This window comes from Psychrobacter sp. P2G3 (genome assembly GCF_001593285.1).
In the GTDB taxonomy this organism is placed as follows: Bacteria; Pseudomonadota; Gammaproteobacteria; order Pseudomonadales; family Moraxellaceae; genus Psychrobacter.
Window position 1 is genome coordinate 3,112,735 of sequence record NZ_CP012529.1, and the last position, 14,652, is coordinate 3,127,386.

A 14,652-nucleotide genomic window follows, 5' to 3' on the forward strand; every position below is an offset into this window, starting at 1 on the left:
TATATAGGTGTAGTCAATTATGAAACAGCAGCAGCACCGCCAACGATTTCCGAGATTTCTCGGGTAATCGCCGCTTGACGCAGCTTGTTATAAACCAACTGTAAATCGTTAATTAGGTCACCAGCATTATCTGTTGCCGCTTTCATAGCCACCATACGTGACGACTGTTCAGAGGCAATATTTTCCATTACCGCTTGGTACACAATCGATTCGATATAGCGCCCAAGTAAGTCATCAATCAAAGTTTTGATATCAGGCTCGTAGATATAATCCCAGCTAAGTTCCGTCTGCATACCGCTTTCTTCATCGCTAAATGAACCCTCTGGCAAAGGTACCAGTTGATTAACAGTTGGCTTTTGAGTCATGGCATTGACGAACTTGTTATATACGACATAGATACGGTCTATTTTACCGTTACTATAGTCATCAAGCATAGCTTGAACCGGTGAGTTTATTTGCTCAAAGGTCGGCTTATCGCCATAGTCAGTTACTGCAGAAGTTACTTTACCGCCAAAGCTCTTAAAAAAGCTAACACCTTTAGCACCAATAACGGCAAATTCAGCTTGAACTGACTGATCTTGATAGTTCTGAATACTTTTAGATAATGCTTTGAATAGGTTAATATTCAAACCACCCGCAAGTCCGCGATCGGATGTGATGACGATGTAGCCAACCTTATCTACTGGACGCGATACCATGTACGGATGTTTATAGTCTGATGAAGCATGCACCAAATGTGAAATAACCCGGCGCATACTATCAGCATACGGGCGACCCACTTCCATGCGCTCTTGAGCACGGCGCATTTTACTCGCCGCTACCATTTGCATGGCACGAGTAATTTTTTGGGTGCTTTTAATACTGGTGACTTTGGCACGTATCTCTTTTAAGCTTGCCATAATGATTCCAATATAAGAGGGTTAAAAAGCATTGGCGCATGCAACAATCAATTAATATAAAAAATTAAACTTGCAGAATAATGTTTTTCATTCTTGTAGCATTGCGCGATCTAATACCGTCAATGGTTAGAACAGTGGCGCAAATATCTATTCAGACAACGCGCCACTTTATCAAGCTATAAACTACAGCTATAACCAATTCGGCTTAACCCGTTAAATTAATAACTGTGATTTTGTTTAAAGGTCTCTAAAGCTGACTTTAAACGACCTGCGATGTCATCATTGTAGTTCGCAGTATCATCAATCTCACGCATCAATTCACTTTGCTCATCATGCATATAACGTAAGTAAGCTTCTTCAAAAGAACCAATTTTTTCAACTGGTACATCTGCTAAGAATCCTTCGTTTGAAGCATAGATAACAGCTGCTTGTTCAGCAACAGACATTGGCTGATACTGTTTTTGCTTCATAAGTTCAGTAACACGCTCACCATGATCAAGCTGTTCGCGAGTCGCATCATCAAGATCTGATGCAAACTGAGCAAAAGCGGCTAGTTCACGATACTGAGCTAGTGCAGTACGGATACCACCAGATAGCTTTTTGATAATCTTAGTCTGAGCAGCACCACCAACACGAGATACCGAAATACCAGCGTTTACTGCTGGACGAATACCTGAGTTAAATAAGCTAGATTCTAAGAAAATCTGACCATCAGTAATTGAAATTACGTTGGTTGGTACGAATGCAGATACGTCACCAGCTTGAGTTTCAATAATCGGTAATGCGGTTAACGAACCAGTTTTACCAACTACTTCACCGTTAGTGAATTTCTCTACATAAGCCGCGTTTACACGTGATGCACGCTCAAGTAGACGTGAATGTAAATAGAATACGTCCCCTGGATAAGCTTCACGACCTGGCGGACGACGTAACAATAGTGAAATCTGACGATAAGCGACGGCTTGTTTTGATAAATCATCAAATACAATTAGTGCGTCTTCACCGCGGTCACGGAAGTACTCGCCCATCGTACAACCTGAGTACGGTGCGATATACTGTAGTGCTGCTGGCTCTGAAGCTGAAGCAACTACTACCGTAGTGTATTCAAGTGCGCCAGTTTGCTCAAGCTTACGTACAACGTTAGCGATCGTAGAACGCTTCTGACCGATGGCCACGTATACACACTTAATACCAGATGATTTCTGTGCAATGATTGCATCGATAGCCATAGCGGTTTTACCCGTCTGACGATCACCAATGATAAGCTCACGCTGACCACGACCAATTGGGATCATGGTATCAACGGCTTTATAACCAGTCATTACTGGTTGATCTACTGATTGACGGTCGATAACGCCTGGAGCGATTTTTTCGACTTTGTCAGTCATCTTAGCATCGATAGGACCTTTACCATCAATAGGATTACCCAAGGCGTCAACAACACGGCCTAGCAGCTCAGGACCTACCGGTACTTCAAGAATACGACCAGTACAATAGGCTTTTTGACCTTCTTGCAGCTTTAGGTAATCACCAAGTACTACCGCGCCAACAGAATCACGCTCTAAGTTAAGAGCCATTCCGTAGATTTCGCCTTCAAACTCAATCATTTCGCCGTACATGGCATCTTCAAGACCATGAATCTGCACGATACCGTCAGATACTTTGACAATCGTGCCTTCATTCTTTGCAGTTGCACCCGCATCAAGGTCTTGAATACGCTGCTTAATCAGGTTACTGATTTCCGCTGGATTCAATTGTTGCATTGCCTTGTTTCCTTTAATTTATGATAACCCGCCCACTGACTTAAATGCTCTTATATCACGCAGTTTTTATTCAACTGCGCCGACGAATGGCATTAGGCAGTTAGCTGTGTTTTTAACTGTTGTAACTTGCCACGCATAGAATCATCGATGATTTTATCACCAATTTTGATCGTAGCGCCTGCCAAAAGACTAGGATCAACCGCTTCATGAATTACTACACTAGCATTTAGCGAGGCAGCAAGACGTGTTTCCAACAGCTCACGCTGTGCGTCGGTCAATGGATAGGCAGAAGTCACATATGCGTCAAGCTGCTTTAAGCTTAAAGCCTTGTGACGGCGATAATGCTCATAAACTTCAGGAAGCAGTGCCAGACGCTCTTGTTCTGATAACTGATTAACGAAGTTGCTAAGCGCTATTGATACTTTTGGATAGCTGGCGTTACTGTCATGGCGATGCCCTTGGGTCTCACCTAACAACTGCTTAAAAGCAGAATCACTAGCGCTAGCTACTTGTGTATCATAAAGATCGACCAAAGCAGCTGACTTATGCTCAGCAGAAACGGCTGGATTGTCTAGCAACGGTTGGAACGATTTGTCATTGACAATCGTACTGGCAATGAATAAGAAGTCTTCCCATTCATTGACCACTCCGTGTTCATTGGCATAGTCAAACGCGGCTTTAGCGTACGGTCGTGCTAAGGTTGATAAGTCAGCCATTATATCCTCACAATTACAGCTTCGCCGCCAGTTGGTCTAACATACTGGCATGTTTTTGCACATCGACTTTTTCTTGCAAAATCTTCTCTGCACCAAGTACAGCCAGTTCAGCAACTTGGGCACGCAATGATTCGCGCGCTTGATTGATTTCTTGGTCGATAGACGCTTGCGCTTGTTGACGAATGCGCTCGCCTTCCATTTGGGCTTGCGATTTAGCATCTTCGACGAGCTGATTGGCGCTTTTATTTGCTTGCTCGATCAAAGCCGCAGCTTTAGTCTTTGCAAGATCAAGCTCCTGCTGTACATCTTGCTCCGCGGTAGCCAAATCTGCTTTTGCTTTTTCTGCGGCATTCAAGCCTTCAGCAATTTTACGCTGACGCTCATTAATGGCACCGATAAGTGGTGGCCACACGAATTTCATGCAAAAAATCACAAATATTGCAAAAGCAATGGCTTGACCGATGAGGGTAGAATTGATATTCACGTGATCACCTCTTTGTTAATGAAAAATCAGTTTCATTGATCATGTTTGGCAGTCAAATTTTGACTATATTTGATAGAAAAACTCCGAATACCAAACATTTACAACTGAGCTTTCTGATTAACCTGCTAGAGGGTTTGCGAACAACAATAGCATAGCAATACCAACACCGATCATCGGAATAGCATCAAGTAGACCTGCTACGATGAACATACGAGTTTGCAATTGTGAGCCAAGCTCTGGCTGACGCGCAACACCTTCTAAGAACTTGCCGCCTAAAATAGCAAAACCAATACCTGTGCCAAGTGCGCCAAGACCGATAAGTAACGCTACTGCGATAACTGTGTAACCACCTAATACTGGATCCATTGATGTATCCTCATTTACCTATTGAATGTCTAATTAATGTTCAGTTGATGATGCAAGCGACATGTAAACTATCGTCAGCATCATAAATACGAACGCTTGAAGTGTAATAATCAAAATGTGGAAGATAGCCCACGGTACCGATAACGCCCATTGAATCCAAAACGGCATAAGAGCAATCAGTATGAAAATCAACTCCCCAGCATACATGTTACCAAATAGACGCAGACCTAGTGAAACAGGCTTTGCAATTAAGGTAACAGCTTCTAAGATAAAGTTGATGGGGATTAAAATAATTTGTAAGATAGGGTTTTTGGTACTAAACGGATGTAGTGTTAACTCACCGATAAAGCCGCCCAAACCTTTTTCTTTAATACTATAAAAGATAATCAACACAAAGACAGAGAACGACATGCCAAGCGTGATGTTAGGATCGGTTGTTGGAACAATCTTAAAGAACACATGATGTGGATCATGACCCATAGCGGCGCCAATCTGCCCAGCAAGACTTGGAATAAAGTCAATAGGCAATAAATCCATCAAGTTCATCAAGAAGATCCACACAAAAATGGTCAATGCCAAAGGTGCGATCAATTTTGAAGTACCACTGTACGAATCGCGGACGTTGTTATCAACAAACTCAACGATTAACTCAACCGCTGCCTGAGTTTTGCTTGGCACGCCTGAAGTAACTTTTTTGGCAACCATCCAAAAGATGGCACAAAATAAAATACCCAGACCAATTGACCATAGCATAGAATCAAGATGGATAGCCTTAAAGCCCATCAAACCCGCTTCTTCAGCAGTATAGGCGACTTTCCAACCTTCGCCCGGCAGATAGCCGTACGTCCAGTTCGTTAAGTGGTGAGAGATATATTCTGATGATGTTTGTTGCTCGGCTGCCATAATGTAAGCTTCTTATTAATCAACGATTTAATCAACTACCAAAGAATACGGTTGTTATCTGATAAGTATACTAATAACAATATTTGCTTAGATTTAACTGAATCCTTTAAATCGGCCAATAGCCCACTATAAATTCATCTTATCTGCAAATAAATTGCGTTCATATTCTCATGTAATCAACAACATCCAACCCATACTTCTCGTGCAAATACTGATTTTTGACCAACTTTAATAAAATTTAGTTATCAAAAAAGGGCTTGTGATGATTCATTACTAGCCCTTAGCATCTGCACTTAAACATAATTAAAGTTATAATATTAGTGTTTGCCGTTATCTTGTTCGCAAGATATGTGCTTAATACAGCACGTTTAAGCAAAATAATTAGCTGCCTATCTTAATGCAGCGTAGTATTCGTGTAAAGGCAATTATGTGTTTTTTGTCTACTGTGTAACTAAGGTAGCAGCTAGTAGCGTTTAACAATATAGGTTTGCGCCTATAATTAAATTGTAAAACATTATTTTCGCTTGATTATTATGCTTGGTAACTAAACATCTGCTTAAGCATCAGTTAACAGTTACCTCACGCAATTGATATTGCGACCTTTACCTTTACTCTTAATATGTTGAGCAACTATCTTTATAGTAATTTCACAGTATTCTAAAAACAAATTTATTATTAATTTTCGACTTAGTCGTAGAGAAGTTAGACGGCAGGATGACACTTTTCGTGCTATTAATAACGTTATGCTTGTATAGTTAGCATTGCTATCATATTAAACAAGTACAGGAGCTTGATAATTGTTTTGAGCAACTGTTTTTCTTGTCGTTAGCGTATGTGCCACAACATCCAACTGTGACTAATTTGCATTACCATAAAACCGATAAACAGCGCAGGCGCAGATAGGGGTTGTACGGTAATAAAAATTAGTGCGAAACCAAACACTGTCAGTAGCCATTTGGCTGCCTGACCTCGATATAGCTGGCTCACAATATTTCGGCGCGCGCGATATCCCGTGTGCCAAAAGATAAAAAAAGCAAATACAGCTTGAGTAGCAAAGCTTAATAGCGCACCAATGGCTGTACTCTTCGCTACGATAAGCTGACTTTGTAGCCAGCTAGTATCTAAAATCCAAGCGACAATGATTAGGATCAATAGTATCCATGTCTGACGCCTAAGGTAGATAGCGATTTTATCTCTTTGCGTGCGTTTGGCAGGTTTGGTCATTAGCTTACCTATAGCGTTGGAATAATAACCGCAGCATTTGGATCATAACAGCATATAGATGGCATGCCTAACTATGAACGGTTCACTATACAGCTGTAACCTTTTAACCAAAATAAAACGCCACTTATTATAAGGAGCAACTAATTATTTAGCAAGCTATATATAGCAAATATCAAGCCTTTAGCTGCTAATTTGCCAATTAATTAGCTATAAGTCCAGTAACCATTACTTAATATTCCAACTAAACCCTTTATAACCTTCAGAAATCTCCGAGTGCTATCAATTGCTAAGATATGCAATCTCGTATCTGCTGAGCCATATTAGTCCAGCCGCTGACGAAGTCTTTACTACCACTCATATCTTCAGCTTGTACGGTAGTATCCACTGGCTGAAGCTTGGCCAGCAAACCTTTAGCAGGACGGCTAGGACTAACCATACACATCCGTTTAGCAGGACGGTGCTCATTAAGCCAACGTAGCTGACTGGCTTTGGGCGCTAGATGATCATCCGTACTTAAGCTACCAATAAGCTCTAACTGCAAAGCTTTTTCAATATATTGATAAGCATCATGATAAGCCCAATAAGGATATGTTTTTTGACTATTTGACTTTGTCAAAGCTACTGCCCTATCGATATGTTGAGCAAATTTCTTTGCGTTGGCTTGATATAGATTTTTGTGTTGTGGATTCGCATGACTGTGAATGACGGCAAGCGCACGGGTAATTGCCTTAGCATTTTCTGGATCTAGCCAAATATGTGGATCCAACGTACCAGCGATAGGTTTGCCCTCGACATCACGCAACGGATGGCGATTAAAAGCATCAAAAGCAAATAAAGAGATGGCATTAGGAGCAGTATTCAAACTGGATGCTAGATTGTTTTCTAGGGGCTCGCCAAACCATACGACAAACTTACTATCTTGAATTGCCTTAATATCCCCAGGGCTAATGCTACCATGATGTCCAACCTCTCCTGCTTGTAATAATCTCTGCGCAGACGGCGCGCCCTCAGTCACTGCATTACTTAATAAAAATAATGGATAGTTGCTTACACTAACCGTTGCTGCTTGTGCAGTCATTATAAATGAGCTCAAGAACAATAAAGATACAGTTAACATCCGTTTGGGCTGACGTAATAATCGCCGTATTCCATCGAAAGATAAGCAACTGAGCTTATTGTGAGAATGCTTACTTCTTTTGACCATATTCACGAGATTTTGGTGATTAGGATGCATGTGACATTTGTCCTATGAGTATAATTTAGAAAATAGAACTTAGATGAATAGATTAGCAGTGTGGAGATTATAATCTTCTGCCGCTATTTTATTATGTTATACTATAACAATAAAAATGGCTAATATATTTGTCATTAATAACCTTTTGAATGTTTTAGCTTATACTGTCGGACGCTATATCATTGTTTTTTGGAGTCTATGCTATGTCTTCTACCTTATCCGCTTGTGAGCATTTGCATGATGTTCAGTATTTTACGCCGCGTGATGTCACTGAGCGTTTAGAAGCAGCTAAAGAACAATGCCGACTACGTGGCGTACGCTTTACTCCGCTTCGTCAGCAAATATATGCGCTGGTATTGCAAACTAATAAACCAGTAGGTGCTTATGATTTAATCACGAAGCTGCAGCAAATGCGTACTATAGCGACCGCGGCGGGTGATAAAGAGGAAGCGCAAAAAAACGTAGCCCCGCCAACCGTTTATCGAAGTTTAGAGTTTTTGTTAAGTGAAGGATTGATTCATCAACTGACTTCAATCAATGCCTATGTCCCTTGTTGTCATCCACGTGCGCAACATACCGCAGCATTTTTAATCTGTGAGCAGTGCCAGCGTGTGCAAGAATGTAGCAGCTTGCCGGTGCAAGAGATGATGAGCTTTGCGGAGCAAGACGCTGGGTTTATTATTACCCGTAGTGTCATTGAAATTAGCGGACGCTGCCAAGCTTGCCAATGAAGCCTTTATACAATTTTTAGATTTCCACTCCGTTTTTTAATTAATTTATCGGCTGTCACCCTATGAGCATTTTAGTGCAATCCTCTAATAAGAAACCCCTTCATATACGTACTGACACTCTATCTGCATCTAGTGCTGATAAAGGCGTACCATTACTTACCTTGAATGATATTAGCTATCATATTGGACAGCAACGATTGGTCCAAAATATTAATATCAATATTGCTGTCAATGAAACTGTTAGCCTGATCGGTCCAAATGGTGCAGGAAAGTCAACGTTGGTTAAACTTATTTTAGGGCTAATTACACCTACTGAAGGTAAGATTACCGATCATCAGCCGCTACAACTGGGTTACGTTCCGCAACGGTTTTCTGTACCTCCTATCTTGCCATTACGAGTACAAGACTTATTGGGACAAGCAGATAAAAAACGTTTAACGCCTGAGCAACGCCAGTTCATTTTCGATAACTTGTCTTTGAATCATTTATTATCACGGCAAATGCTCCATCTCTCTGGCGGTGAAACCCAACGCGTATTATTGGCACGAGCCTTATTAGATAAGCCTAATCTGTTGATTTTAGATGAACCAATGCAAGGGTTAGATCCCGACACTGAGATTTGGCTATATCAGTTTATTGATGAGTTACCAGATTTTTTACGTTGCGCGATGCTGGTAGTGTCTCATGATCTACATTGGGTTATGAAAGGCAGCCGACGGGTGATTTGTTTAAACAAGCATATTTGCTGCGAAGGCCAACCTAGCGAGCTTGCCATCACTGCTGAATTTCAAAAGTTGTTTGGTCATCATTATGAGCAGCCCTATGTGCATAAGCCGCATGCTTGTGAGCATCACGTAATGAATGATTTACAATAGACCAAACTAAACGTGCCAAAACTAAAAATAGTTTTTACGACTCCTTTCTTATGAAAAAAATTAACGGATATCAGTTATGACCGCCTGGTTAGCCATCATTGCCCCTGCTTGGATTGCCGGCAGTATTTTAGGTCTACTATCAGCACCGCTTGGCTGCTTGGTATTATGGCGACGCATGGCGTTTTTTGCCGACGCCTTGGCTCATGGGACACTATTGGGAGTTGCACTTGCCGTTTGGTGGCAGCTGCCAATGGGTATTGGTGTTGCCTTGGTCAGTGTCGTGGTAGTATTAGGACTGGTATTGATTGACGATGAACGTCTACCTACTGATGCGGTATTGGCAGTGGTAGCTGTATCGCTGTTGTGCTTAGGGCTATTAACCTTGACCCAGCTTACTGATCAACAAGCGAATGTATTAGGATTTTTGTTCGGTAATCTACTTGAGCTTGATTGGGCTGACTTACCACTAATCGCTGGCAGTGTGCTGGTAGGATTGGGTTTTTTAACATATATCTGGCCTGCTCAAATAAAACTAGCCACTCATGAAGCGCTTGCCCGAATTCAAGGAATTAATCCGACACGGCAGCGCCTATTTTTTATGGGTGTATTAGCAGGTTTCTGTGCGATTGCGTTGCAGGCAGTGGGTAGTTTATTGATAAGTGGTTTATTGGTGTTGCCCGCATTAACGGCACGTTTATGGTCGGCGGCGCCTAGACAGATGGTAATCTTTGCGCTGATCGTAGCACAAGTAGGCGTGACGCTAGGAGTTTGGGGTAGTATTTGGCTTGATATACAGACTGGACTTGCTATTGTATTAGTGTTGGCTATTTTGTTTTTTGGTGCACTGATCGTATCTAAAATTTGGACTCAGCCTCATTAAACATTTTACATATCAACTGCTAAGCTGGGTTAAATAATGAAATTGCTTGACAGGACCTGAAGAAAACCATCAACTTTATTTGGCATTTAAAGCTAGAGGTTTTATAACATTTGTGCTATAAATTCGCTTTAGCATCAGCTTCTACGGCAATTTTTCTTAATCTTTAATTGTCTTGATTTAATAAGGGAATGACCTTATGCCAAGCTATCCTGCTCGTAAAATCAGCAGCTCAGATGGTCAAATAAATGTATTACAGATTACAGATATGCACTTATCTACAGTAAAAGGTGTAATCGACAAAAATTTAACATCTAAATGTTGCTGCACACGTAGTTTCGAAGCTGTTTTAAAACAAGCGTTGAGTGAGGATATTCGCTGCGATTTAATTTTAGTGACAGGTGATTTGGTTAATGAAGTCAAACCTGATATTTACGATCATATATTTGAAGTATTACACGCTACCAATATTCCCTTTGCCTGTATCGCTGGCAATCATGATGTAACCGATGAGCTTGGGGGTGAGTTACCATATTTTCAGCGTCAATTAGTTCCTCAGCCTGCAGATGCGCGTTTGCTTAGCCGCCATATTATCAGTACTGATTATTGGCAAATCCTACTGCTAAATTCTGCGATTCCTGGCAAGGTTGCAGGTGAGGTTACTAATGCTGATATTGATTGGCTATGCGCGCAGCTAAGCGCTTGTGACAAGCCAGCACTTATTGCATTACATCACCATGTGATGCTTATGCATTCAGAATGGATAGATGCCCACATCGCGGACAATGTATCTGCTTGTTGGCAGCGGATGGCAGCATTTCCACATCTGCGCGTTATCATTAGTGGTCATACTCACCAAGATCAAGTGCGCTATCATAACGGTGTTACCGTCTATACTACCCCATCAACCTGCTATCAGTTTAAGCCTTACGAAGATGACTTTGCTTATGATAAAAGTGCACTACCTGGTTACCGTTGGTTGCAATTAGCCAACAATGGGCAGGTTGCAAGCTGGGTTAAAAGGTTGGATACTTGACGGCCAGTTTTATTGACCCAAATTGACTCAAATAGTATCGCTATGCAAAAGTTATCATTATCATAAGTATTCTAGTTACTTAAAGCGCTTGTTTATTACAGTAATGTTCAAGGCTTTTGTTAAATAACACTAGGCAATAATACTAGAATAGATGATACTGCGAGTATTAGCGGGACCTAATTAAGTTAAATGGAGCCAACCCAGATAGACATTACAAAATAAGATGGAAATAGGAGCGCCTAGCATCTCACGTTAGGCAGATTATAATGGCTAGGATAGCTAAGACGACCACCAGCCAAGTTTTCGCAATCGGCCATGTACTCATGAACATTATTATTTATACCTAGATGATAATGTTGATAATAGCAATGACAGGATGCGTACTCGTTCATAAATAAGGTTTTATACCCATTATTATGTTGAGACCACCGTACCATTAGATCAGCTGTGATACTTGCGTTACCATGTGGTAAAACGTTCTATAAAGGATAAGTGATAGCATCTGTTGACACCTATCTAAGTTTTATCTTTTAAAACGTCGTTTTATTGAATTAATTTGAAAAAGTAGGATACCCATATGAGCACCCTGACTAAGAACCCAAGTGATATTAAATTCACCCCTTATGTACCTGCTAAAGACGAAGAGTATATGTCTGATGCGCAGTTAGAGCACTTTAAAGCTATTTTATTGGACTGGAAGCATCAACTGATTGGCGAAGCTGATCGTACAAAGACTTATATTCAAGACGAGTCTAGTGCCATGCCAGATATCAATGATCGCGCGACTCAAGAAGAAGAGTTTGCACTAGCACTACGCACACGTGACCGTGAACGTAAATTGATTCGCAAAATTGACAAATCTATGGCAGAAATCGAGAACGATGATTATGGTTTTTGTGAGACTTGTGGTGTAGAGATTGGATTGCGTCGTCTAGAAGCACGTCCAACCGCGACTCAGTGTATCGACTGCAAAACTTTATCTGAGATGAAAGAGCGTCAAAACCAAGGTCATACCTAAACATTAAACTGACACTTTTATATTAGTACAGTAAATGCCACTAATTGATTATCTGATACTTACAATAATGAGCGACCAAATAATTGGTCGCTCATTGCATTTTGGTCGCTGAAGTTGTATTTATTAGCCGTTGGTTAACAAAATACATCAGTTTAATAAATATCTTTTTATCTTCATCTCTCTTACTCTACTCTCATTCCTTTATTTCAATAGCTGCCCATTTTGACATTTATTCATACTACTGAGATCCAAATGCTGATACCTTCTCAGCCACCATCACGCCCTATCGGACGCTTTGCACCATCGCCTACTGGTGAGCTGCATCTTGGCTCTTTGACTACGGCGCTGGCAAGTTATTGCCATATTAAATCTTTAAACGGTGATTGGCTTTTACGTATTGAAGATACCGATACTGAGCGCTGTGACCAGCAATTTAGTGAGCAAATACTAATAGATTTAGAAGCCTTAAGCTTGCATTGGGACGGTGATGTTGTCTACCAGTCTGAACGCATTGATATTTATAATGATTATCTATCTTCAACACTTTTGCCCCTAACTTATGGCTGTCAATGCTCACGCAAGAGTCTAGAGCAGTATTGGGAGCGCAAAGCTATTGTAGAAACTTCAAACTTGCAAAATGCAAACCAGAAACTGCTTAATAGACAACGCTATCCACGCTGCTGTGTAGATGCAAGCCTTAATAAAGATCAACATAAACTGCGCATACAGCTGCCAGACTATTCGATTGGTTTTAGAGATGGTATTCAAGGACTGCAATGGGATAATCCGCAGCAAACCTTAGGTGATATGGTCGTTCGTCGGCAAGATGGCATGATCAATTATATTTTGGCAGCAAGCCTTGATGATGGTTTGCAAGGCGTGACTCATATTATGCGTGGTCTAGATATTTTACCTATGACCACAGCGCAAATCAGTATCATGCAAGCCGCTCGCTTACCTGCTATTGAACAGTGGTATCACCTGCCACTAATATGTAACCCTAATGGCCAAAAGCTCTCTAAACAAAATCTTGCCCAACCGATTGATACCCGCGATCCGAGTAAGCTAATCACTCATGCTTTACAGCTGTTGCAACAGCCTCTAGTTGACATAGACACCCCAGCACGCATGTTAGAGCAAGCAGTTGCTCAATGGGACAATACGCTCTTACAAGGTAAAACCTCTCTAAATATCCCTAATTCTTATATTCCTAATCCTTAAAAAGCAAAAAGCGCCGCTTAATAGCGACGCTTTTATTACCTTAATTCTTATGGCTATCGCTAAACGGAACACGCTACCCTTACTTTTAAAATTAACGAGTTTTTGTTAGAAATAACGACATTGGCTTTTTTCTATCTCAGGGCTTTCTTTGTAGATTTTGAGTAGTAACGCGACCATCACCAAACTAATTAGCATTGATGAGCCACCATAACTAAAGAATGGCATCGTCAAACCTTTGGTCGGCATCGCACCCATATTCATAGCAGCATTAATAATCGTCTGCGCAATAAAGATAATCCCAATACCAAAAGCTGTATAACTCATACGCATTTGGCGACGTTTTAGAGCATTGTAGCTGATACGCATAGCACTACCGATGATAAGCGCTTCTAATAATAGAATCATAGTTACGCCAACAAAGCCGAGCTCTTCACCCGTAATAGCCAATAAAAAGTCTGTATGTGCTTCAGGTAGATGTGATAGCTTTTGCACGCTTTCACCATAGCCAACGCCTGTGAACTGCCCGCGACCAAAAGCAATCAAGCTACGTGCCAGCTGATAATCGGTATCTTGAATGTCGTCAAATGGGTCTAAAAACGATAAAACCCTTGTGAGTCGATACTGCACCATAGTAACTGCCAGCACACCAAGCACACCAACTACTGCTCCTAGTGCCACAAACTGCTTATAGGGCGCACCAGCGATATAAAATATCGCAAATACTGTCCCTACAATGACAACCAACGAACCAAAATCAGGCTGTAGCAATAGCAGGAAAGTCAGTAGGCCAATGACTAAGGAAATACGTAAAAATCCATCCCAGCCATTGCGTACCTCAAACGAGCGCCGTACTACAAAGTCAGCAACGAAGACAATCACTACCAGCTTTGCTAATTCTGCAACCTGAAAGTTGATAACGCCTAAATTTAACCAACGTTTTGAGCCGTTGATAGGCGCACCAAATAACGTTGCTATTAGCAGTGCACCAGTCACACCCAGCAAGATAAACTGCGTTTCGGTCTGATACAGCGTCCTTAATGGCACAAAGTAGTATGGTATCGCAGCAGCAATTAATCCAATACCCATGTATAGCAGCTGATGCTCAAAGAAATACAGCTCGGTCATCCCGCGACTCAGCGCGAAAGGAATAGAAGCCGAAGCCACCATGAGCAAGCTGAGCACCATCATACAACCGACGCTAGATAACAAAATAGCGCGCGCTGAGGGCAAAGATAAAACACCATCTGAACCAGAAGCCGATTCAGATTTTTGAGAAGAACGAGAAAGGAAAGAGAGTGCCATAAT

15 protein-coding genes are annotated in these 14,652 nt (G+C 41.3%); 6 read left to right on the plus strand and 9 right to left on the minus strand.

All coding sequences use genetic code 11. The features are described 5' to 3' along the window. Positions 1 to 17: 17 nt before the first annotated feature. The 8 genes from atpG to AK823_RS12780 all read right to left on the minus strand — a co-directional run bounded on the left by atpG (position 18) and on the right by AK823_RS12780 (position 7,433). Positions 18 to 899, minus strand: coding sequence for a F0F1 ATP synthase subunit gamma (gene atpG / locus AK823_RS12745; RefSeq protein WP_068038369.1), 882 nt, complete (start codon positions 897 to 899; stop codon positions 18 to 20). 218 nt (positions 900 to 1,117) lie between these two features. Then, the gene (gene atpA / locus AK823_RS12750) at positions 1,118 to 2,662 is read right to left on the minus strand and encodes a F0F1 ATP synthase subunit alpha (protein ID WP_068038372.1); all 1,545 of its coding nucleotides are present in this window, start codon (positions 2,660 to 2,662) and stop codon (positions 1,118 to 1,120) included. Between the two features lie 92 nt (positions 2,663 to 2,754). After that, positions 2,755 to 3,378 carry a F0F1 ATP synthase subunit delta gene (locus AK823_RS12755; RefSeq protein ID WP_068038375.1) on the minus strand — a complete coding sequence of 208 codons (624 nt, stop codon included), beginning with the start codon at positions 3,376 to 3,378 and terminating at the stop codon, positions 2,755 to 2,757. 13 nt (positions 3,379 to 3,391) lie between these two features. Continuing rightward, complete coding sequence (locus AK823_RS12760; RefSeq protein WP_068038378.1) at positions 3,392 to 3,862, minus strand: F0F1 ATP synthase subunit B; 471 nt, start codon at positions 3,860 to 3,862, stop codon at positions 3,392 to 3,394. A gap of 117 nt (positions 3,863 to 3,979) precedes the next feature. Further along, a complete protein-coding gene (gene atpE / locus AK823_RS12765) occupies positions 3,980 to 4,228 on the minus strand; it encodes a F0F1 ATP synthase subunit C (protein ID WP_010197960.1) in 249 nt (82 codons plus the stop codon). Positions 4,229 to 4,261: 33 nt separating this feature from the next. Then, complete coding sequence (gene atpB, locus AK823_RS12770; RefSeq protein ID WP_068038382.1) at positions 4,262 to 5,131, minus strand: F0F1 ATP synthase subunit A; 870 nt, start codon at positions 5,129 to 5,131, stop codon at positions 4,262 to 4,264. An 825-nt stretch (positions 5,132 to 5,956) separates the two neighbouring features. Continuing rightward, positions 5,957 to 6,355, minus strand: a complete 399-nt coding sequence (locus AK823_RS12775) for an ATP synthase subunit I (RefSeq protein ID WP_068329677.1) — start codon at positions 6,353 to 6,355, stop codon at positions 5,957 to 5,959. Between the two features lie 286 nt (positions 6,356 to 6,641). Then, positions 6,642 to 7,433 (minus strand): zinc ABC transporter substrate-binding protein, encoded by a 792-nt coding sequence (locus tag AK823_RS12780; protein ID WP_227514079.1) that lies wholly within the window; start codon positions 7,431 to 7,433, stop codon positions 6,642 to 6,644. Positions 7,434 to 7,792: 359 nt separating this feature from the next. Between AK823_RS12780 and AK823_RS12785 the strand changes: the two genes are divergently transcribed. The 6 genes from AK823_RS12785 (at position 7,793) to gluQRS (ending at position 13,347) form a co-directional block, all read left to right on the plus strand. Further along, positions 7,793 to 8,320 (plus strand): transcriptional repressor, encoded by a 528-nt coding sequence (locus AK823_RS12785; protein WP_068329680.1) that lies wholly within the window; start codon positions 7,793 to 7,795, stop codon positions 8,318 to 8,320. 62 nt (positions 8,321 to 8,382) lie between these two features. Next, positions 8,383 to 9,195, plus strand: coding sequence for a metal ABC transporter ATP-binding protein (locus AK823_RS12790; protein ID WP_082785732.1), 813 nt, complete (start codon positions 8,383 to 8,385; stop codon positions 9,193 to 9,195). A 76-nt stretch (positions 9,196 to 9,271) separates the two neighbouring features. Beyond that, positions 9,272 to 10,075 (plus strand): metal ABC transporter permease, encoded by an 804-nt coding sequence (locus AK823_RS12795; protein WP_068329683.1) that lies wholly within the window; start codon positions 9,272 to 9,274, stop codon positions 10,073 to 10,075. 196 nt (positions 10,076 to 10,271) lie between these two features. Then, entirely contained in the window at positions 10,272 to 11,108 is an 837-nt protein-coding gene (locus AK823_RS12800; protein WP_068038394.1) for a metallophosphoesterase, read from the plus strand. Positions 11,109 to 11,685: 577 nt separating this feature from the next. Further along, positions 11,686 to 12,126, plus strand: a complete 441-nt coding sequence (dksA, locus tag AK823_RS12805) for an RNA polymerase-binding protein DksA (protein WP_068038396.1) — start codon at positions 11,686 to 11,688, stop codon at positions 12,124 to 12,126. Between the two features lie 252 nt (positions 12,127 to 12,378). Continuing rightward, the gene (gene gluQRS / locus AK823_RS12810; RefSeq protein ID WP_068329686.1) at positions 12,379 to 13,347 is read left to right on the plus strand and encodes a tRNA glutamyl-Q(34) synthetase GluQRS; all 969 of its coding nucleotides are present in this window, start codon (positions 12,379 to 12,381) and stop codon (positions 13,345 to 13,347) included. Between the two features lie 105 nt (positions 13,348 to 13,452). Here gluQRS and ftsW read toward each other — a convergent pair whose 3' ends face one another. Beyond that, the gene (gene ftsW / locus AK823_RS12815) at positions 13,453 to 14,649 is read right to left on the minus strand and encodes a putative lipid II flippase FtsW (protein ID WP_203226561.1); all 1,197 of its coding nucleotides are present in this window, start codon (positions 14,647 to 14,649) and stop codon (positions 13,453 to 13,455) included. Between the last annotated feature and the right edge of the window lie 3 nt (positions 14,650 to 14,652).

Bases quoted from the DNA above. Each gene is read 5' to 3' on its own strand.
- atpG (WP_068038369.1), bottom strand. From the start codon at position 899: ATGGCAAGCTTAAAAGAGATACGTGCCAAAGTCACCAGTATTAAAAGC.
- atpA (WP_068038372.1), bottom strand. From the start codon at position 2,662: ATGCAACAATTGAATCCAGCGGAAATCAGTAACCTGATTAAGCAGCGT.
- AK823_RS12755 (WP_068038375.1), bottom strand. From the start codon at position 3,378: ATGGCTGACTTATCAACCTTAGCACGACCGTACGCTAAAGCCGCGTTT.
- atpE (WP_010197960.1), bottom strand. From the start codon at position 4,228: ATGGATCCAGTATTAGGTGGTTACACAGTTATCGCAGTAGCGTTACTT.
- atpB (WP_068038382.1), bottom strand. From the start codon at position 5,131: ATGGCAGCCGAGCAACAAACATCATCAGAATATATCTCTCACCACTTA.
- AK823_RS12775 (WP_068329677.1), bottom strand. From the start codon at position 6,355: ATGACCAAACCTGCCAAACGCACGCAAAGAGATAAAATCGCTATCTAC.
- AK823_RS12780 (WP_227514079.1), bottom strand. From the start codon at position 7,433: ATGACTGCACAAGCAGCAACGGTTAGTGTAAGCAACTATCCATTATTT.
- AK823_RS12785 (WP_068329680.1), top strand. From the start codon at position 7,793: ATGTCTTCTACCTTATCCGCTTGTGAGCATTTGCATGATGTTCAGTAT.
- AK823_RS12790 (WP_082785732.1), top strand. From the start codon at position 8,383: ATGAGCATTTTAGTGCAATCCTCTAATAAGAAACCCCTTCATATACGT.
- AK823_RS12795 (WP_068329683.1), top strand. From the start codon at position 9,272: ATGACCGCCTGGTTAGCCATCATTGCCCCTGCTTGGATTGCCGGCAGT.
- AK823_RS12800 (WP_068038394.1), top strand. From the start codon at position 10,272: ATGCCAAGCTATCCTGCTCGTAAAATCAGCAGCTCAGATGGTCAAATA.
- dksA (WP_068038396.1), top strand. From the start codon at position 11,686: ATGAGCACCCTGACTAAGAACCCAAGTGATATTAAATTCACCCCTTAT.
- gluQRS (WP_068329686.1), top strand. From the start codon at position 12,379: ATGCTGATACCTTCTCAGCCACCATCACGCCCTATCGGACGCTTTGCA.
- ftsW (WP_203226561.1), bottom strand. From the start codon at position 14,649: ATGGCACTCTCTTTCCTTTCTCGTTCTTCTCAAAAATCTGAATCGGCT.